The organism is Thalassotalea piscium, from assembly GCF_030295935.1.
GTDB lineage: Bacteria > Pseudomonadota > Gammaproteobacteria > Enterobacterales > Alteromonadaceae > Thalassotalea_B > Thalassotalea_B piscium.
In genome coordinates this window covers 3705313-3725852 of record NZ_AP027362.1, presented here as the reverse complement: position 1 = coordinate 3725852, position 20540 = coordinate 3705313, and the positions used below count along the sequence as shown (strand labels likewise).

Sequence of the window (20540 nt, the reverse complement as noted above, 5' to 3'; positions counted from 1 at the left end):
TAAAATATTCAACGGGTTAATTTTGCCGTCTATCCTTTAATATTGAGGAATTTAAATAAATGAATACTGCAGTGGTTGAAGGAAGAGTGGTTACGCCGTCAAAAGTTGTCTGTATTGGTAGAAATTATGTGGAGCACATTACAGAGTTAGGCAATGAAGTACCTGACGATATGGTGGTGTTTGTAAAGCCTAACAGCGCAATCTCAAGTAATTTACATGCTGTTCATCAAGAAACGCTTCATTATGAAGGGGAGCTTTGTTTTATTTATCAAAATGGTACGTTTTCTGCGGTAGGTTTTGGTTTTGATTTAACTAAAAGGCAATTACAAAGCCAATTAAAAGCTAAAGGCTTACCTTGGGAACGGGCTAAAGCCTTTAATGGTTCAGCCATATTCAGTGACTTTACTGAGCTTGAGAGTATTAGTGACGCTTTATCATTTGAGCTATCTATCAATAATGAGATTGTACAGCAAGGTGGCATCAGTTTAATGATGTATAAACCCTTAGAAATTTTGGCCGAACTACAACGTTTTATGACGCTAGAAAATGGCGATATTGTGATGACAGGAACGCCGAAAGGCGTTGGCGAAGTTGTAAGAGGTGCGCAGTACCAAGGAAGAGTACTATGTAATAATCAAGTGTTATGCTCAGCAACTTGGACAGCAAAATAGCTGCGTTTTTGTTTTATTGCAGCTATTAGCTATTGTTAAGCGCTAATGTTATTTAGCGTTGTCTGCCTACACGTATTGTGTAAACATAGAATTTGTGTATTATAATGCGTGTATTATCACTATTATTTTGGTTAATTGTGTCGTCAAAATTTCATTCAACATTTATGGTATTGCTATTGTGTGTGGCCTTTGTAGGTCAGGCATTGGCGTCGAATGTTATGGCATATCATATGCTAGCAATGAAAAGTATGAATGTTGCTGAAACCTCACACAGTATGCCGATGATGGATCATAGTCACCATGCTATGATGAGTGAAACTTCTGATAATACTAATTCTGAAACTGAAAACTGTTGTTACCAAACGTGTGAGTGTTTCACTGGTAGTTGCACAAGTGCTATCGCATTACTTAACGATAGCGGTTCGAGCGCTTTTATTAATACGTTTGATAAAACACTTATCCTTTCAACTTCGCTGCAAAACCAGTCATTAAAATCCTTATACCGTCCTCCAATATTTGGCTAAATACAGCATAGTTGCGCCTGAATTTTAGGCGCTTTACTTACAATCGTTGTATTAGGCTTTTTTTATCTCTTTGTTTACTGAAAAACAACTCTCTGTAGTTGGTTATTTTTGTGAACAAGAGACACCTAATTAATTTATAAATTATTAATTGATATCCCTATTGGGGGGGTTATGTTTTCAAATAAACTTACTTTACTGTTTTTTATTATCGCCATGCCGTTAGCTTTGCTTGCAGGTTGTTCAGATAATACTGCCGTTACTAAAAATGTAATAACGCAAAAACATGAAGCCATTACCTTAGCTATTCACAAAAGCCCTTTATGCGGTTGCTGCAATGACTGGATCAACCATGTGAATAGCCATGGCTTTCAATCTATTGTTCATGATGAGGACAACGTCTCAACTGTTAAAGATAAAATGGGTATCGAACCTAGATATCGCTCTTGCCATACTGCAATTTCAGAAAATGGCTATGCTTTTGAGGGGCATGTACCAGCAAAATTCATTCAACAATTTTTGAACGAAACTCATGCTAATGACGTTATTGGCTTGTCTGTTCCTGCTATGCCAGTAGGTACACCAGGAATGGAAGTTGATGATAGATTTGACCCTTATCGCATTTTACTTTTGAAGTCTGACGGTAGCTATGAAATTTATGCAGAGGTTCATACCTACGAGGAGCAGTTCTAATGAATAAAAAAGGTAAAAAAAATACGCCCTGTATAAAGTTATGTATCGGGGGATTACTTATTACAGCGTCTTTTGTTAATGCTGCAGATAACTTTTACGCTAAGGGCAATACCCCTTTAACCTTTAAAAATGCGATTAAATTAGCACAGGCTAATGACCCATGGTTAAGCGGAAACCGGCATCAACAAGCTGCGCTTGAGTCAATGAGCACAGCGGTGAACACATTACCTGATCCGAAAGTGTCAATTGGTTTTAGCGGTATACCGACAGACAGCTTTAGTTTTTCACAAGAAGGCATGACACAAACAAATATTGGTATTGCGCAAGTGCTGCCCAGAGGGAACTCTTTAGCTATTAAAAGCCAACAATTGAAAACTCAAAGTGAAGCATTTCCTTATCAAAGACAAGACAGGGAAGCGCAAGTAGCGGTTACCGTGGGGAGTTTATGGTTGGATGCTTATGGCATTCAAGAGAGCATTGCCTTAATTGAAAAGAACAGATCGCTATTTGAGCAGTTAGTTGATGTAGCCGAAGTGAGCTACTCATCAGCATTAGGAAAGGCTAGACAGCAAGACGTTATTCGCGCACAGCTAGAATTAACCCGCCTAGAAAATAGGCTAGATAAGTTAGCTCAACAAAAAAATAGATATGAAGGCATGCTTTCACAGTGGTTTGTTAATTTCAGTAATGAAAATAATATAATAGCGTCAGAAAAAAGCCAGTCTTTTCATAATGTTACACTTAGTTCAGAACTACCCAAAATTGACGTAGTAAACCGTGAATTAGTATTCGAAAACAAGTGGTTACAACCACAAGAGCTAGTGCAATATTTTTATCACCACCCTGCAATTATCGCTGTCGATAAAAAAGTAAATGCGACTAAGTACGGCGTTAAATTAGCAGAGCAAAAATATAAACCCGAATGGGGAATTAATGCGAATTATGGTTATCGAGGTAATGACCCTATGGGCAATAATCGCGCAGACTTATTTTCTATTGGCGTTACTTTTGATTTGCCTATTTTTACTGAAAATAGACAAGATAAAGAGGTTCAATCTGCAATTTCAGATGCTGAAGCAGTAAAAGTAGAGAAAGTTTTACTGCTCAGGCAGCTACTTGGCAATTATTCAAGCACTAAGGGGCGTCTACTTAAGTTGAAGAAAAGCCAACATTTATACAACACCTCGTTATTACCCCAGTTACATGAGCAAGCAGAAGCTGAATTAGCCGCTTACACCAGTGATGATGGAGATTTTTCAGATGTAGTTCGGTCCCGAATAGAAGTACTTAATGCAGAAATTGATCAACTCAATTTAAATGTAGAAGAGCAAAAACTTCTGCTAGCCCTTAATTATCTTTTTGTTGGCAGTCAGCAAATAGCTGTTTCAAATAACGTTAAAAATCCGCCTAGTCGTAATCTAACTATTGCGACAGTGGGAGAGAAGTAATGAATAATAAAAATAACCAACGACCAATTAAAGCCATTTTAATCGGGGCGCTAATCGGTAGTGTACTAACCTTTTTTGCCTACTTTGCGCTAGCACCATCAAGTGATAAAAACATTAGTGCTGCTTCTGCTGAAAAACAGCCCTTGTACTGGGTGGCGCCAATGGACGCCAATTATAGAAGAGATAAACCAGGAAAGTCACCAATGGGGATGGACTTAGTGCCTGTTTATGATGATGGTGGCAAAGGCCCAGATGAAGGTGTAGGCACCATACGCATATCTTCTGACGTAGTAAATAATTTAGGGGTAAGAACTGCTGCCGTAAGTTATAGCCTACTGCACAGTGAAATTAATACCGTTGGCTACATTGCGTATAACCAAGACAAGCTTGTGCATATTCACCCTCGTGTTCAAGGGTGGATAGAAAAGTTATATGTGAAGTCTGTTGGAGAGCCGATTAAAAAACATCAAGCCTTATATGACATTTATTCGCCTGAATTAGTTAATGCTCAAGAAGAATTGTTATTAGCCATCGATCGTAATAATAGTCGCCTTATTGCTGCTGCTGAAAGTCGGTTAGTCGCTTTACAATTATCTAAAGCCGCTATTGAAAAATTGAAACAAACAAAGAAAGTACAGCAAACTATTACTTTTTATGCCCCACAAAATGGTGTTGTTGAAACCTTAAGTATACGAGAAGGTTTTTTTGTGCAACCAGGTTCAACTTTATTGTCTATTGGTGATTTATCAGAAGTATGGGTTGAAGCTGAAGTCTTTGAACGTCAAGCGGGGCGAGTAAAGACAGGTATGCCAGTGACTATGTCACTTGATTATCTGCCAGGACAATCATGGCAAGGTAAAGTGGATTATATTTACCCAACCCTTGATGCCAACACACGTACAGTAAAAGTAAGAGTTCGCTTTGAAAATGACGATGGCGAGTTTAAGCCAAATATGTTTGCGCAAATTACTATTCATCCGCTAGTTGAGGAGTATGCGTTACTCATCCCTAAAGAAGCGCTGATTAGAACAGGGAGTCAAAACAGAGTCGTGTTGGCATTAGGTGAAGGTAGTTTTAAGTCAATTGCAGTTAAAACTGGGCGTTCTGACCGCGACAACGTTGAAATTATTGAAGGGCTTAGCGAAGGCGATAAAGTGGTAAGCTCGGCTCAGTTTTTACTTGACTCTGAATCAAGTAAAACATCAGATTTTAATAGAATGAATCATGAAGCTGATGAAACAACGGCTACTTCAGTATGGGTTTCAGCCCAAGTTCAGCACTTAATGGCTGATGATAAAATGCTCACGTTAACGCACCAAGCAATCCCAGAATGGGACTGGCCAGAAATGACGATGGACTTTAGCGCCACAGATAATGTTGATTTTTCACTACTCAAAGTAGGTTTAAGCTTACATGTTGAAATAACTAAAACATCGTCAGGTGATTACAACGTTAGTCATATTCATATTCCTGATGAAAGCACTATGGATACAATGAAAATAGGACAAGATGCGAAAGCAAACACAAACACTGCTGTTTCAACTGCAACAGTAACAGGTACCATAAAAGCATTAATGGCTGACCATGGCATGATAACAATTGACCGTTCAGCAATTGAAAAATGGAATAGGCCAGCTGCTACAGTTGACTTTATTACCGCACAAGGCCTTAGTCTAAATGGTTTTAGCATTAATATGGAGGTTAAATTTACTTTTGAGGTGCATGACGATAATTTTATTATTACTCAAATAGCGCCAATGTCTGAAAATGAAGAATCACACAATGAACCCGCTGCAGAGCATTCATCTGTTGATCATTCTAACCATTAGCTAAGGGGTAATATTATGATTGCATCTATTATTCGTTGGTCGGTGGGAAATCGATTCTTTGTATTATTAGCGACATTTTTATTGGTAGCGGCAGGCTTATACTCTGTTAGTAAAACGCCTATTGATGCGCTACCTGACTTGTCAGACGTACAAGTTATAATAAAAACAAGTTACCCTGGCCAAGCCCCGCAAGTAGTTGAAGACCAAGTAACTTACCCGTTAACTACCGCAATGCTTTCTGTACCCGGTGCTGTTACTGTGCGTGGTTTTTCATTTTTTGGAGATTCGTATGTTTACGTTATTTTTAATGAAGACACCGATCTTTATTGGGCTCGCTCACGCGTACTTGAGTATTTAAGTCAAGTTGCTCCAAATTTACCTAGTGAAGCTAAGCCGCAATTAGGTCCTGATGCAACAGGTGTTGGTTGGGTTTATTTATATGCACTGGTTGATAAAACGGGTCAGCATGATTTAAGTCAGTTACGCAGTATTCAAGATTGGTTTCTAAAGTTTGAATTACAAACCGTTCCCGGTGTTTCTGAAGTGGCCGCATTGGGTGGCATGGTTAAACAATACCAAGTTAGGGTTCATCCCGATAGATTGCGTGCCTATGGTATTCCGCTGTCATTGGTGCAAACTGCGATCAAACAAGGCAACCAAGAAATAGGTGCGTCAGTTATTGAAATGGCTGAAGCTGAATATATGGTACGCGCTACAGGATATATTAAAAGCGTTGAAGACTTAGAACATATTCCATTAGGTGTAAACCCGAATGGCACGCCGTTACTGTTAAAAGATGTTGCCGATATTGGTACTGGCCCACAAATGCGCCGAGGTATTGCCGAGCTTAATGGCGAAGGTGAAACGGTTGGCGGTATAGTTGTTATGCGCTACGGCGAAAACGCCCAGCAAGTGATTAATCGGGTAAAAGAAAAACTTGAACAACTTAAAAGGGGGCTGCCTGACGGCGTTGAAGTTGTACCTGTTTATGATCGCTCAGCATTAATTGAACGTGCCGTTGATAACTTAAGTTATAAACTATTAGAAGAATTTGCGGTTGTTGCCCTTGTTTGTATTATTTTCTTGTTTCATGTGCGCTCATCTTTAGTGGCTATTTTTAGCATTCCTGTTGGCATATTAACGGCTTTTCTAGTAATGCACTGGCAAGGACTAAATGCCAATATTATGTCATTAGGTGGTATTGCTATTGCCATTGGTGCCATGGTTGATGGTGCGATTGTTATGATAGAAAACATGCACAAACACATGGAAAGGCTTACCGCTCAAGGTAAAACACTGACCAAAGAAAATCGTTGGCAAGTGGTGATTGATTCGGCAAGTGAAGTAGGTCCTGCGTTATTTTTTACCTTATTAATTATAACTGTTAGTTTTATCCCCGTTTTTACTCTTGAAGCACAAGAGGGGCGAATGTTTGCGCCACTAGCGTTTACAAAAACTTATGCGATGGCGGCTTCAGCTGCACTTGCTATTACTTTAGTACCTGTATTAATGGGCTACTTCATTCGAGGAAAAGTGTTACCTGAGCATAAAAACCCAGTGAATAAGTTTTTAACTTATCTCTATATGCCGGCACTTAAAAAAGTTCTGCAGTTCCCTAAAGTTACATTACTAGCCGCATTGGCGGTGCTTGCTATTGGTATTTATCCATTAGAAAAAATTGGTAGCGAATTTATTCCGCCACTAGATGAAGGCGATTTAATGTATATGCCAACCACTTACCCTGGTATATCGATAGGGCAAGCACGGCAGTTACTTCAGCAAACCGATAAGTTAATTAAAACGGTGCCTGAAGTTGAAACCGTTTTTGGCAAAGTTGGGCGCGCTGAAACGGCTACAGATCCTGCGCCTCTTACCATGATTGAAACCTTTATTCAGTTAAAGCCACAAGATCAGTGGCGAGCAGGTGTTACCACTGAAAGCCTAAAAGCTGAGCTTGATGCCTTAGTTAAATTGCCAGGAGTCACTAATGCTTGGGTAATGCCGATTAAAACTCGAATAGATATGCTAGCGACAGGCATTAAAACCCCTGTTGGAATTAAAATAGCAGGACCAAAATTGAGCGTTATTCAAGGTATTGGTCAGCAAATAGAAGAAATTTTGGCTGATGTTCCAGGCACTGCTTCTGTCTATTCAGAGCGAGTTGCAGGTGGGCGTTACATTAAAATTGATATTCAACGCGCAAAAGCCGCACGTTATGGTTTAAATATTGCTGAAATACAGCAAGTAGTGGCAACAGCAATTGGCGGAATGAACGTTACTCAAACAATTGAAGGGTTAGAGCGTTACCCCGTTAATTTACGTTATCCACAAGACTATCGTGACTCGCCAGAGCAATTATCATTATTACCAATAGTCACCCCTAATGGTGAACGGATTTCATTAGGCGATGTTGCTCATGTCTTTATTGAAGATGGCCCACCAGGAATTAAATCTGAAAATGCCCGTTTAAATGGCTGGGCATTCGTTGACATTGAAGGTGTAGATGTTGGTCATTACGTTGATAATGCGCAAAAGGTTATTGATAATCAATTAAAACTGCCAGTGGGATATTCAATTACTTGGGCAGGGCAATATGAGTATATGGAGCGGGCAAAAGCTAAATTAGCTTATGTAGTGCCATTAACGTTATTCATTATTGTTATTCTTTTGTATTTAAACTTTAGAAATGTAATTGAAGTGGCAATGATCATGGGGACGTTACCGCTCGCCATGGTGGGCAGTATCTGGCTAATGTACCTTGAAGGCTTTAACTTTTCAGTGGCAGTAGGTGTTGGTTTTATCGCGCTTGCTGGAGTTGCGGTTGAAATAGGCGTAATTATGTTGGTGTACTTAAACCAAGCTTATCAAGACATGATAAAAGAGCATCAAGTAAAAAACATTACCACAACTAAAGATGATGTTTTTCAGGCGGTATTACATGGTGCAGGTATGCGTGTTCGGCCAGTAATGATGACAGCAGGCACAATAATTATTGGTTTATTACCTATTTTGTATGGTTCAGGTACTGGCTCAGAAGTAATGAGCCGTATCGCAGCACCCATGGTAGGAGGCATGTTCAGCGCGGTTATCCTGACATTGCTTGTATTGCCAGCGTTGTATTATCTGTGGCGATCTAGCTCGATAAAGGGTAATGATGAAACAAAAAGTAAATCATTTAGCTTACTAAAATCTAGTCGTAAATATCATAAATGGATGATGCTTTTCATAGGCGCACAATTTGTTATTTGGTCTGTAACAGGCGCCTATATGGTATTTTTTGATATTGATTATATTCATGGCGATACTCTTGTTGTGAATCATCAAGATAAAATCAACACTAGCAATATCCATTTTTCGTTAAAGTCGTTATATACAAAATATCCAGGTGCAAAAAATATTAGCTTGGGGAAATTGATCAATAAAAATGTTTATCGATTTACCAACAATGACAATAACTACTTAATTGACGCCGTTGATGGAAAATTACTGTCGCCTATAAATAAGAGTTTAGCTATCGAGCTTGCTCAACACCATTATACGGGTGATGGAATAGTCAGTGAAGTTGAGTTGATTACTGAAAACCCACCATTTGAGCTCAATCCTAAAGTATTACCCGCATGGCGTATTAATTTTGAAAATCTTGGCGCGCCGTCTATATACATCTCAGAACAAGATGGGATGCTTGTTGGAAAGCGGCATGACTTTTGGCGATTATTTGATTATATGTTTCGCTTTCATGTTATGGATTATAACGATGGAAGTATTGAGAACTACCTTCTTTTTTGGACCACTTTATTTGGTGTTATAGCCGCTATTAGTGGTTTGCTTTTAACCTATTTTAGGGTTTTTAAGCGAAATATATCCGAAAATAATAATAATAAATCAAGTGAGGGTGCCTAATGCCTTGGATCAGAAAAATACATAAATGGGCTTCAGTAGTAGTGGGTATTCAGTTCTTGCTTTGGTTACTCAGTGGTATTTATTTTAATGTGATGGACCATACAAAAGCAGCAGGGAATACTTATAAAAGCCATACTCATCAAAAAAGCAGTGTAAGCCAAGCACAACTAGTTGAACTAAAGACTGTTTTAGCTACATTTAAAGCGAGTAACTCGATTGAACAAACGTTTCTACTTGGAAAACCATATTACTTGTTAACTCATGAGCCTAACCTATATAAAAACTTTAAACACAACTATACCCTCGTTGATGCTTATTCTGGTGAACAAGTTAATATCAATAGCGATTTCGCAAAAGCACTTGCAATTAACTCATATTCTGGACCGGGTAAAACGACTAAAATCAAGCTTGTTAACCCTCCAATTGACGACTTTCCAAAAGAAAAAAATGCAGCGTGGCAAGTTGATTTTTCAGATGACATTAATACGAGTGTTTATGTTGAATTAGGCTCAGGTCGAATTGTTGGTCATAGTGATGAACATAAACGATTAGCAGACATCTTTTTTATGATCCACTTCATGGACTATGCCAATGAAGGTAGCTTTAATAGCCTATTAATGATTATGTTTGCGTTTATCACGCTTTGGCTTTCATTAACCGGCCTTATTTGGACAATTGATCTCGGGTTGCGAGGCCAATATCAAATAAAATTCTTTGCTAAAAAACAAGGGGTTAGATTATTTGATAAACATCAGAAAAGTATGGGAGAAGTAACGCTATCAAGTCATACAAACTTACTTGATGGTTTAATTGAGCATAACATCGCGCTACCGTCTACTTGTGGTGGAGGTGGCACATGTGGGCGTTGTAAGGTAATGATAAATCCTATTGTCAATGCCACATCAGCTGATTCATTACACTTTAGTGAAGAAGAGTTGCAGCAGGGATATCGGTTGGCGTGTCAACACTTCAGTAATGATGTTAAAGATATGACCTTAATAGATATCACGGATGCTAAAAAACATAACTTAGCGCTTAAATCTTGCCGTTTCATCAGCCCTCATATTAAAGAGTTAAGGTTTAAAGTATGTAATGGCTCATCGTTAACATATAAAGCGGGAGCATTTATGCGATTTTTGATCCCTGCGGCTAAAGGAGAGTCTATACCGTGTGATTTACCTAACGAATTAAAATCTCACTGGGAAGATGTTGAATTTTTTGAATTTAACCATTTAGCATGTACTCGCAGCTACTCTTTAGCTGAACCTTCACTAGAAAACGATGAGTTAGTCTTTACAATAAAAATACAAGCGGCGCCAAATACAACCGTTTTACCAGGCGTTGGTTCAAGTTATCTTTGTAACTTAATGGTTGGGGCTGAGGTAGAGGCTATTGGGCCTTTTGAGGAGTTTTTTGTTAAAGAGCCAAGTAAAAATACAATGGTGTTGCTCGGAGCAGGGTCAGGGATGGCCCCATTAAAAGCAATTATCGAGGAGCAAATACAAAAAAATAACCACAATGATGAAGATAAAAGTGAGTGTAGCATCCATTTTTTCTACGGCGCGCGCAAAGAGTGTGATTTACTTTATGAAGATCATTTTTATCAATTAGCAGATATGCATAAATACTTTCACTATTATCCCACGTTATCTCAAGCAGATGAGAACTGGCTTGGTGCAACAGGCTACGCACAGGATATACTTGGGCTTAACTTGGATAATTTAGGACCATTAGAAAATATCGACTTCTATTTATGTGGACCTGATGGGTTAATGAAGGAGACAATTAAATTATTGAAAGCGAGAGGAGTTAAAGACTCAGCAATAGCCTTTGACGAATTCGTTTAACCAAAAGTTAAAGTATAAGACTCGCTTAAGTTTCTTTGTATATTGATTCAAAGTGACTTAAGTTGTTTTACTTGGACTTGAGATTACAGCAGTGTAATAAGAATTATAATCTTATTTTCAATGGGCTATGTATCTATTAAAAAACAGACGTGTGGATTTACAGGCTTTTTTCCCAGCTTAGCTGATTTAACAACAGTAATTAGTTTGGTTTGTAAATTTACCACTCTTGTCTTATTTATCAAAAAGAACAATTCAATTAATCGCGTCTAGCAATAAATTATAAATGTTTATAAATTAATATTGTTGCATGTAGGCTTTCAGAAGCAGCATTAAGAGTTTAGCTACTAAATATGTGATATTTAAATTACTTGGGTAGTGACTAGTTATACTTCAAGCTAAAATAAACATACTTTGAATTTATTAAGCTAGTTACTGATCAAAGTAACTAGCTTTATAGTATTAATGTCTGTCTACTAGAAACGATAACTCACTTTTACAAAGCGACCCTGTAACGCATTTTGTGTAACTGCCAGGTTTAAATAACATCTTTCAAACGGTCTTCGAATTCAATCATAAATCGATTCAAGGCCGTTTTCCAATTTCTTATTGGCATTGTCCACTTTTTGGATGCCTGCTCTATTGCCAAGTAGATGACCTTTTTCGCTGAATCATCATGTGGAAAAAGCTTACGCTTTTTAATTGCCTTACGTATTACACTATTGAGCGACTCAATCGCATTCGTCGTGTAGATAGCTTTACGTATATCTTCCGGGTAATTAAACAACGTACTCACGTTCTGCCAGTTATTACGCCACGAGCGCGATATGTTGGGGTATTTGCCATCCCAGCGCTGTTCGAATTGTTCAAGTGCTAGCAACGCTTCATCTTCGGTGATTGATTGGTATATTCGCTTCAAATCACTCGTGATAGCTTTATAGTCTTTCCATGGAACAAACTTCAACGAATTACGCACCATATGCACAATACACAGCTGTATTTGCGTATCAGGATAAACTGTATTGATTGCATCAGGGAAGCCCTTAAGGCCATCGACACAAGCAATAAGGATATCTTTCACGCCTCGATTTTGAAGTTCAGTTAACACGTTCAACCAAAACTTAGCCCCTTCATTTTCCGATATCCACATGCCGAGCAACTCTTTATGGCCTTCAATATTAACGCCAAGCGCAAGGTAAACAGCTTTATTGATAACCTGTTTATCCTGCCTAATTTTGACCACTAAGCAGTCTAAGTAAACAATGGGGTAAACCGCATCAAGCGGCCTCGCTTGCCATTCCACGACTTGCTCAATAACGGCGTTAGTCACACGTGAAATAAGTGCTGGAGAAACATCCGCATCATACATTTCTTTGAAGGTAGCAACGATATCTCGGGTTGTCATGCCCTTGGAGTACAGATATAAAATCTTGTCGTCCATTGAGGTAAAACGCGTTTGATTTTTCTTAACGAGCTGAGGCTCAAAGCTGGAGTTCCTATCGCGAGGGGCATCTAGGTCGACTTCACCATCTTCAGTGCGAATTGTTTTCGATGAATAACCATTACGGTAATTATCTTGAGTGGATTTTTCATGACGAGAGTAGCCAAGGTGTTCGTCAAGCTCGGCATTAAGTGCCGCTTCAACGGTGACCTTGGTTAACATTTTGCGAAAATCAGTTAAGTCAGCTTCGGACTTGATTGATTTGGCTGCCTCTTTAGCAAACGCTTCTAGTTCTTTCTTATTCATAATTGCCTATCCTAAACCCTATATGGGTATTAATGATAGGCAGTTACACAGATTTTGTTACAGGGTCTACAAAGCCTCTTCTACCCAATAAATCGTACGTCATAACATCGGTATTAGCATCATTCCAAGAGGTTAAGTAAGGTGCTTTCTTATCAAATAGATTATCAATTCCTGCTGAAATCACTAATTCATTATTGAGCATATAAGAAGCGCCAATATCAGAATAGGTAAGTGAATCAACAGACTTGCCTAATGGGTCAAAGTCACCTCCGTTTACATCATCTGCACCACCAATATATCTCAATGAATATGTGGCTTGCCAGTCATCCCCTAATACTGAAACACTTAAATTACTTCGCCATTCTGTATAGCTTCCTTGGTCTTCTGTGATAAATCCAACTTTGTCTATTGTAGGTTGGCCAGCAAAAGGTGTGCTTTCGTGAGTCAGTAGCCTTGTAATATCTAAAGAACTCTTAGTTATTAATCCTAAAACTTGAGTTTTATATTTAATATTAAAATCAACACCGCTAACCTTTTCTTTTGCCGCATTTACTGGACGTTGATTTAATTCGTTGACTTGATTAGTAATCGGGTGACGGGTAAATGTGTTACAAAATTGAGCATTGCCAATTGGGTCTTCATAGCATAATTTCAGCATGTCAGAACCATTAACAGATGTGATTGATTCGTCAATTTCAATATTAAAATAATCGAATGTGGTAGATAGGCCTTCTATTAATTCAGGCTCCCAAACCAACCCAATAGTAGTTGTATCAGCAGACTCTGCACCCAAACTAGGATTACCACCAACACTTGTTAAAATTGTGGTCCCATCTTGTACAAAATTTTCAGGTATACCAGCTGCTTGGCAATTTTTAGCTATTGCACCAGACGCATTTTCACATGGGTCAATTGTGCGTAAATTTTCGCCGTTGGTACCACCGAATAGCTCTGTTATTACGGGCGCACGAAAGGAAGTGGATTGAACGCCTCTGACCATTAGAGAGTCATTAATACTCCAAGTGATTCCTAACTTATAGGTAGATTCAGCTCCTACAGTACTATAGTCTGAATATCGAGCGGCAATCTCTGCTGTCAAATTTTTCACTAATGGTAATTCAGCTAATAATGGCACCGAAAGTTCAACAAATGCTTCTGTTACGTCGTAATTTCCATTAATGGCGTCTTCTTGACCATTTGCTAAAACGGTTGAATCTGGATCTCTCCAACCCTTTTCAGTGCGTTTTTCAGCGCCAATAGCAAACCCTAATGTACCAGCGGGTAGTTCGTACAAGTCACCGTATAAATTTGCTGTCCAACTACGCATATCATTGCCGCCAGTACCTTCTCTGCGGTACTTAACATAATCGATAACTTCTTGGCTTAATTCATTTAAACCAAACCAGTCGCCACAGGGGATACCATTACTATTATCATACGTACAAATACTATCATTTAATGTTTGTGATGCTTTATCAGGGTCGATATCGTATGTCCAACCGTCTTTACCTGTATTTCGGCCGTAATTATAAGAAAAATCCCATCCCCAGCCATTATTCAGCTCACCAGCTACCCCTAGTACTATTCGAATGGTATCTGTTTCTTGGAAGAAATAAGGTACACCTAACTCTGTATTTCGGCGCCTTTGGAATTCTAAATTTTGACCTGTTGGGTTATATGCAAAATCAGAGTCGACTTTGATTCCCGCAAAACCATTACGTGGTGTTGCTATTTGTTGACCCTTACGTTTTGTATACATAGTTTCAGTAAACAACTTCAGCGTGTCACTTATTTCATAATTAACAAAACTAGAAACGTTAATTCTTTCCATAGGGCTTACTGCGTTGAGGTAAGGCGTCCAATTAAAACTATGTTCAGCGCTATCATAAGGTCCGTACCAGTCACCATTAGCTCCAGTGTCTGGGTGTTGATTAAACTGTACCTGACTACCATCAGCTAACAATGCTCGGCCACCCTCAGTCGTACTACTACCGAAACATTCAAATTTACCGTCTTCAGTGCCAAATTTTGCGCAATCAACACGATCAGATTGTCGCACCGCTTCAGTATTTGAGTAATTAAGACTTAAAACAGCATTCCCTTTGTCAAAGTTACCGCCTAGGGTTAAGTTTAAATCTTGATTGCCACCATCACCTTTATCGGTAAAGCCAGCCTTTGCGTTAAACTCAGCCCCTTCAAATTCTTTTTTGGTGATAATATTTACAACACCCGCTACAGCGTCTGCACCATAAATTGCAGATGCTCCATCTTTTAGCACTTCGATTCGCTCGATCATTGAAGTGGGAATCATATTTAAATCGACTGAACTATTTGCGCCAGTTCCCCCACCTACTACCCTACGACCATTAAAAAGTACTAGTGTTCTTTTTATGCCTAACCCGCGTAAATTTACTTGTGCGGTTCCGTAGCCGCCGCTTGTCCAGTATGCGTTTGTCGCATTACCTGCAACACCTGCAGAAAAAGACATTTCTTGTAATAAATTTTCAACATTTGATATACCCGACATACTAATTTCAGCCGCAGATATTATAGAAACTGGACTTGCAGATTCCATATCAAGGCGTTTAATTCTTGACCCTGTCACTTCTATTTTTTCCAATTTTTCGTCGTTCATTTCATCAGCTACAGTAATCATTGGAGCAGAAATTATTCCTGCAATAATTAGTGCTTTACTAATATAGGAGGGCTTACTTTTTATATGTTTCATATTGTCTCTCTCTTTTTTAATTATTTATTTCTATATATCAATTACCTTGACGGTTATATATTGAACACTCAATTTATACTACACTATACCAGTATATACAACGATGTTTTTATATTGTTATATAACTTGTAATCGCTCAGAAAATAAGAAAGAATGTAAACATGTAATGTTATTCTAAAAAAATATATGCATATGGTATTGAGTTGGTGTATTTGTGTAATTGGCTGCTTTATCCATTATTAATGATTGATAGGTATCTGGCTTAGGGTTATGGCGCAAGCAAAATATAAAGAAATAGCAGAATTCATTAAGAAACAAATAGACACCAATGTTTGGCCTGTGGGATATAAGATTCCGTCTGAAACAGATTTGTCAGTAAGTTTTTCAGCTAGCAGAATGACTGCTCGTAAGGCTGTTGATGAAGTAGCAAACCTTGGGTTATTAAAGCGTATCCCAAGTGTGGGAACATTTGTTGAAGGGAAGCCAGCTAAGAGTTCTCTATTAGAAATAAAGAATATTGCAGACGAGATTACCGCTCGTGGTCACTATCATCAAATGACAGTTCTTAGCAAAATGACCATTGTTCCGAATGGTGCAATCGCTAATACTTTATCCTCATTTAATTCTAAAGTATTTAAAATATTAATCATTCACTCTGAAAATGGTGTACCAATTCAGTTAGAAGAGCGATATGTAAGCGCGAAAAAAGTTCCACATTTTTTAGAGCAAGACTTTTCAAAAATTACAGCGAGTGAATACTTGTCCTCTGTTTGTCCATTAACGGATGCTGAAATTGAGGTTGAAGCTATTATGCCTAGTAAAATTTTACGACATAATTTGCAGATAGATGAGAATATACCTTGTATCAAGGTTTCCCGAAGCACCCAATCGAATGGGCAACCAATTAGCCTAGCTATACTATATTACCCCTCAGATAAGTATAAATTAACGAGCAGTATTCATATAGTTAAGCAAGGTTAATTAGCTTACGTCTAAATTTGACATTGGGCTGGGGGTATATGTACATATAAGTGCTTCACCGTTTTGCTTACACTTAAAGTTACTAACTTTAAAATCATTGAAGTAACTATAGTCTTAAATATAACACTGTAAATCGATTAGCGTTTAATTTAAACCAGAGTCAGTGAAAATAATGATAAATTGCATTGTCTAAAAGGCGTGACACCTCAAAGATCCACCTTGAAGGAGGTAAATAATGAACGAATCAACAGAAAATACAGCAAATACTGGTGCAAACCACCCTACTCAAGAGCTTATTATTGAGGGTGCAGGTTGTGCAAGTTGTGTTGGTAAAATTGAAAAAGCCTTAAAAGATATTAAGGGTGTTGACAGTGCAGAAATGAATTTTGCCCTACGAACCGTTTCTATTGGCGGAAATGTTAACGCAGCAACACTTATCAGTGCAATTGAAGCAATAGGCTATAACGCTAAAAGTGCAAACGAAAGTAGCGATGAAACTTTATTAGATGAAAAAGAAGCCGCGGATGAAAAATATTACTCAACATTAATGAAGCAAATGTGGGTAGCGATGGGGCTTGGTGGCCCGTTAATGATATATGGTCTTGCTGGCGGACCTATGACGGTTGAAACAACACTAGAGCAAGGAGTGTGGTTGGTTATTGGCTTGTTGTGTGCCGGCATTATGTATTTTGCAGGTAAACATTTTTACGTTGGAGCGTGGAAGTCTTTTGTCAATCATACCGCCAATATGGATACCTTAATTGCCTTAGGTACCGGTACGGCTTGGTTGTATTCAATGGTAGTGGTGTTTTTCCCTATGGCGCTACCTGAAATGGCACGACATGTGTATTTTGAAGCAACCGCGATGATTATTGGCTTAATTAACTTAGGTTTAGCGCTAGAAGTTAAAGCGCGAGGGCGTACCAGTGAGGCGATAAAACGTTTAATCGGGCTTCAGGCTAAAACTGCCCGCGTTGTCAGAGACGATAAAGAAATTGATATCGCGATTGAGCAAGTATTACTTAATGACATTGTTCGGGTAAGACCTGGTGAAAAAATATCGGTTGATGGCGTGGTTACACAAGGCACTACTACGGTAGACGAGTCAATGTTAACGGGTGAGCCTATGTCGGTTAAGAAAGACCAAAATGATGAGGTGGTCGCCGGTACCATTAATAAAACCGGATCAATATTATTTAAAGCAACGCGAGTAGGTAAAGATACTGCGTTAGCGCAAATTATTAATATGGTTAAGCGGGCGCAAAACTCTAAACCCCCTATTGGTCGATTAGCCGATGTAATTTCGGCTTACTTTGTACCTGTTATTATGATTATTGCCATTGTTAGTGCGCTAATTTGGCTTAATTTTGGCCCTGATCCTACCTTAGCATTTGCCGTGGTTTCTGCTACCACAGTATTGATTATTGCCTGTCCTTGCGCGCTAGGTTTAGCAACCCCTATGTCTGTAATGGTCGGCGTAGGAAAAGCAGCGGAAGTTGGTGTACTTATTCGTAATGGTGAAGCCCTGCAAATGGCGTCAAAAATTACGACCATGGTATTAGATAAAACAGGTACTATCACCGAGGGTTCGCCCACGGTAACCGATGTTATTATCACTAACGATAAACTGACTAAACAGCAAATATTAACAGCTGCGGCAAGTATTGAAAGTGGCTCTGAACATCCGTTAGCCCAAGCCATTGTTAAGTCAACAGCTGAACAGGGCATTGAACCTGAAGAGGTCACTGACTTTGAGGCAATTACTGGGCATGGTGTGCAGGCAATACTTAATGGGCAGAAATTGCTTTTCGGTAACGAAAAGTTAATGTTGGAAAACAATGTTGCGCTTAAAGGCTTTGTCGATCAGGCACAACGCCTTGCCGATGAAGCAAAAACGCCAATGTATTTGGCAATTGATAATGAATTAGCGGCTATTATTGCGGTATCTGATCCCATTAAAGAAGACTCTATAGCGGCAATAGAACGACTTCAAAAAAATGGTATTCGCGTCATTATGCTCACTGGTGATAATAGAGCGACAGCAAAGGCGGTCGCTAAAAAAGTGGGTATAAGTGAAGTGTTTGCAGAGGTGTTACCAGAAGACAAATCCAATAAAGTGGCTGAACTACAAGCACAAGGCGAGATTGTTGGCATGACAGGCGACGGAATTAATGATGCACCTGCACTAGCACTTGCTAACGTAGGTTTCGCCATTGGTACAGGAACCGATGTAGCAATTGAAAGTGCTGATATCACCTTAATGCGCGGCTCGTTACATGGTCTTGCTGATGGCATTGCTGTTAGTAAAGCGACCTTAAGTAATATAAAACAAAACCTTTTTGGCGCATTCATATACAACGTTGCGGGCGTACCTTTTGCTGCAGGTGTATTTTATCCGTTTTTCGGTTTACTGCTTAACCCCGTAATAGCTGGCGCGGCTATGGCATTTTCATCGCTAACCGTAGTAAGTAATGCAAACCGCTTACGCTTGTTTAAACCTAAAGATCACTAGACGCTAATTTAAAGAGTGGGAGAGTATAAATGTTAATCGTTAACTTAATAGGTTTAGGGCTTATCGCGCTAATTATTTGGTGGTTTTGGCTTTATAAACCGAGTAAGGCAGTTGAAGTGAGTGATGAAGAAATTACCATTGTGGTAAATAACGGTGTTTATCAACCGTCGCGAATAAAAGTAGCGGCAGGTGAAGCTGTAACGCTTAATTTTTTACGAGAAGATGCTAGCCCTTGTGCAAGCGCGGTATTATTCCCCAACTTTGAAATAAGTGAAGACTTACCATTATCTATTAGTAAACCAGTAACTCTTCCGGCAATGTCTGCGGGTGAGTACCCTTTTCATTGCCAGATGAAAATGTACAGTGGTACGTTAATAGTAGAGTAGAAGGTTCACATAGTTAGTGATATTGGTACTATAACCAGTTTGCAAGAACCTAGGGGTTTTAAGTGATTAAAAAACAAAGTAGCCACACAGGTATTGCCGCTGTTTTAGCGTTTGTTATGGCATTAGGCCCTTTTGCTCTTGATACTTACCTGCCTGCTTTTCCACAAATAGCCCAAAGCTTAAATGTTTCAGCTCACCAAGTATCACTGAGTATTTCTTTATATGTTTTTGTTTTAGCGCTAGGTCAACTTAGTGGCGGACCGCTCTCAGATCATTTTGGCCGAAGTAAAGTAATGCTCGCCGGTATTGGCATTTTTGGCTTGGCAAGTATTTTATTGGCTTTTGCAACAAGCTTGCCTGAGTTTTTAATCTTGAGAGTATTGCAAGCGTTTGGCGGTGGTTGGGCTACAGTTACCATTCCTGCTTTAGTTAGAGATCGACTGTCAGGTGTTGAAGCAGCAAAGTTTTTCAGTTTAATTGGCTTGTTAATGGTATTGGCGCCTGCGCTGGCACCTAATATTGGTAGTTTATTGCTTAACTTCTATGGCTGGGAAGCAATTTTTGTATTTTTGGCGCTCTACAGTACAGTCGCCTTTTTATTGATAAAAATATTTATTTTTAAACCAAGTTATCAAGCAGCTAAGCAAGATAAAGCGTCAGTATGGCAACGTTATAAAACTGTTTTATCAACCCGTTCAGCTATGCGCTTTATGCTAACTGGCACATTTTCATTTACAGTAATGATGTTGTTTATTACGCATTCTTCTTTTATTTATCAAGAACATTTCGGTGTTACATCTACCGTATTCTCATTACTATTTTCAGCTAATGTTGTTTTTATGCTTATTATTAACTTAACTAATAGACGCCTGCTAAATTATTTTGCTTCTGTGCGTATTTTACGCTGGTTTGTGTTAGTACAAGGGACAGGTATTGTATTGCTAATTTACTTAACGTTAAGCAATGCTCCGCTGGCGATTTTTGTGTTAGCCATGGTGTTAACTATTGGGTCTATGGGCGCTATCTCTCCTAATATTCAAGCATGCTACATGGAATTTTTTAGTAAAAATGGCGGTACAGCTGCGGCATTACTTGGGGCTACTCAATTTTCTGTTGCGGGGTTAATTTCTGCAGTATCAACGTTATTACCTGAAAGTGTACTATCAGTAATACTTGCACAGGCCGTTTGCTCATTCATTTGTATTACCTTAATTTGGTCAGGTAGAAAAGGCGGAACTAAAAAACATAAAAAAGGTGCTTATACCAATTGATTGGATGGA

Annotated in this window: 12 protein-coding genes and 1 pseudogene; 11 read left to right on the top strand and 2 right to left on the bottom strand. The window is 38.8% G+C overall.

All coding sequences use genetic code 11. The features are described 5' to 3' along the window. The first annotated feature begins 59 nt into the window (after window positions 1–59). The 7 genes and pseudogenes from QUD79_RS16595 (at window position 60) to QUD79_RS16565 (ending at window position 10909) form a co-directional block, all read left to right on the top strand. Window positions 60–671, top strand: a complete 612-nt coding sequence (locus QUD79_RS16595; RefSeq protein WP_184423303.1) for a fumarylacetoacetate hydrolase family protein — start codon at window positions 60–62, stop codon at window positions 669–671. A 137-nt stretch (window positions 672–808) separates the two neighbouring features. Next, the gene (locus tag QUD79_RS16590; RefSeq protein ID WP_184423301.1) at window positions 809–1195 is read left to right on the top strand and encodes a hypothetical protein; all 387 of its coding nucleotides are present in this window, start codon (window positions 809–811) and stop codon (window positions 1193–1195) included. Between the two features lie 171 nt (window positions 1196–1366). Further along, the gene (locus tag QUD79_RS16585) at window positions 1367–1885 is read left to right on the top strand and encodes a DUF411 domain-containing protein (RefSeq protein WP_184423299.1); all 519 of its coding nucleotides are present in this window, start codon (window positions 1367–1369) and stop codon (window positions 1883–1885) included. Then, entirely contained in the window at window positions 1885–3333 is a 1449-nt protein-coding gene (locus QUD79_RS16580) for a TolC family protein (RefSeq protein ID WP_184423297.1), read from the top strand. Before QUD79_RS16585 ends, QUD79_RS16580 begins: the two co-directional genes overlap by 1 nt. Then, window positions 3333–5162, top strand: a complete 1830-nt coding sequence (locus QUD79_RS16575) for an efflux RND transporter periplasmic adaptor subunit (RefSeq protein ID WP_184423295.1) — start codon at window positions 3333–3335, stop codon at window positions 5160–5162. The genes QUD79_RS16580 and QUD79_RS16575 overlap by 1 nt, the downstream gene beginning before the upstream one ends. Window positions 5163–5177: 15 nt before the next feature. After that, window positions 5178–8309: pseudogene (locus tag QUD79_RS16570) on the top strand (efflux RND transporter permease subunit); the annotation flags it as partial. Window positions 8310–9061: 752 nt separating this feature from the next. Beyond that, window positions 9062–10909: a 2Fe-2S iron-sulfur cluster binding domain-containing protein gene (locus QUD79_RS16565; protein ID WP_184423291.1), complete on the top strand. Its 1848-nt coding sequence runs from the start codon at window positions 9062–9064 to the stop codon at window positions 10907–10909. 535 nt (window positions 10910–11444) lie between these two features. Here the strand turns inward: QUD79_RS16565 and QUD79_RS16560 are convergent. Next, window positions 11445–12653 (bottom strand): IS256 family transposase, encoded by a 1209-nt coding sequence (locus tag QUD79_RS16560; RefSeq protein WP_184426950.1) that lies wholly within the window; start codon window positions 12651–12653, stop codon window positions 11445–11447. Window positions 12654–12696: 43 nt separating this feature from the next. Further along, on the bottom strand, window positions 12697–15381 hold the full coding sequence (locus QUD79_RS16555) for a TonB-dependent receptor domain-containing protein (protein ID WP_184423610.1): 2685 nt from the start codon (window positions 15379–15381) through the stop codon (window positions 12697–12699). A gap of 270 nt (window positions 15382–15651) precedes the next feature. On the opposite strand from QUD79_RS16555, the gene hutC reads away from it, so the two are divergent. The 4 genes from hutC to QUD79_RS16535 all read left to right on the top strand — a co-directional run bounded on the left by hutC (window position 15652) and on the right by QUD79_RS16535 (window position 20531). Next, complete coding sequence (gene hutC / locus QUD79_RS16550) at window positions 15652–16362, top strand: histidine utilization transcriptional repressor HutC (protein ID WP_184423611.1); 711 nt, start codon at window positions 15652–15654, stop codon at window positions 16360–16362. Window positions 16363–16597: 235 nt separating this feature from the next. Then, window positions 16598–18874 carry a heavy metal translocating P-type ATPase gene (locus tag QUD79_RS16545; RefSeq protein ID WP_184423612.1) on the top strand — a complete coding sequence of 759 codons (2277 nt, stop codon included), beginning with the start codon at window positions 16598–16600 and terminating at the stop codon, window positions 18872–18874. Between the two features lie 29 nt (window positions 18875–18903). Beyond that, the gene (locus tag QUD79_RS16540) at window positions 18904–19260 is read left to right on the top strand and encodes a cupredoxin domain-containing protein (RefSeq protein ID WP_184423613.1); all 357 of its coding nucleotides are present in this window, start codon (window positions 18904–18906) and stop codon (window positions 19258–19260) included. A gap of 62 nt (window positions 19261–19322) precedes the next feature. Then, a complete protein-coding gene (locus QUD79_RS16535) occupies window positions 19323–20531 on the top strand; it encodes a multidrug effflux MFS transporter (RefSeq protein WP_286289170.1) in 1209 nt (402 codons plus the stop codon). The last annotated feature ends 9 nt before the right edge of the window (window positions 20532–20540 follow it).

Excerpts from the sequence above, each read along its gene's own strand:
- QUD79_RS16585 (WP_184423299.1), top strand. The coding sequence starts at position 1,367 with ATGTTTTCAAATAAACTTACTTTACTGTTTTTTATTATCGCCATGCCG.
- QUD79_RS16595 (WP_184423303.1), top strand. The coding sequence starts at position 60 with ATGAATACTGCAGTGGTTGAAGGAAGAGTGGTTACGCCGTCAAAAGTT.
- QUD79_RS16545 (WP_184423612.1), top strand. The coding sequence starts at position 16,598 with ATGAACGAATCAACAGAAAATACAGCAAATACTGGTGCAAACCACCCT.
- QUD79_RS16560 (WP_184426950.1), bottom strand. The coding sequence starts at position 12,653 with ATGAATAAGAAAGAACTAGAAGCGTTTGCTAAAGAGGCAGCCAAATCA.
- QUD79_RS16580 (WP_184423297.1), top strand. The coding sequence starts at position 1,885 with ATGAATAAAAAAGGTAAAAAAAATACGCCCTGTATAAAGTTATGTATC.
- QUD79_RS16540 (WP_184423613.1), top strand. The coding sequence starts at position 18,904 with ATGTTAATCGTTAACTTAATAGGTTTAGGGCTTATCGCGCTAATTATT.
- hutC (WP_184423611.1), top strand. The coding sequence starts at position 15,652 with ATGGCGCAAGCAAAATATAAAGAAATAGCAGAATTCATTAAGAAACAA.
- QUD79_RS16575 (WP_184423295.1), top strand. The coding sequence starts at position 3,333 with ATGAATAATAAAAATAACCAACGACCAATTAAAGCCATTTTAATCGGG.
- QUD79_RS16555 (WP_184423610.1), bottom strand. The coding sequence starts at position 15,381 with ATGAAACATATAAAAAGTAAGCCCTCCTATATTAGTAAAGCACTAATT.
- QUD79_RS16565 (WP_184423291.1), top strand. The coding sequence starts at position 9,062 with ATGCCTTGGATCAGAAAAATACATAAATGGGCTTCAGTAGTAGTGGGT.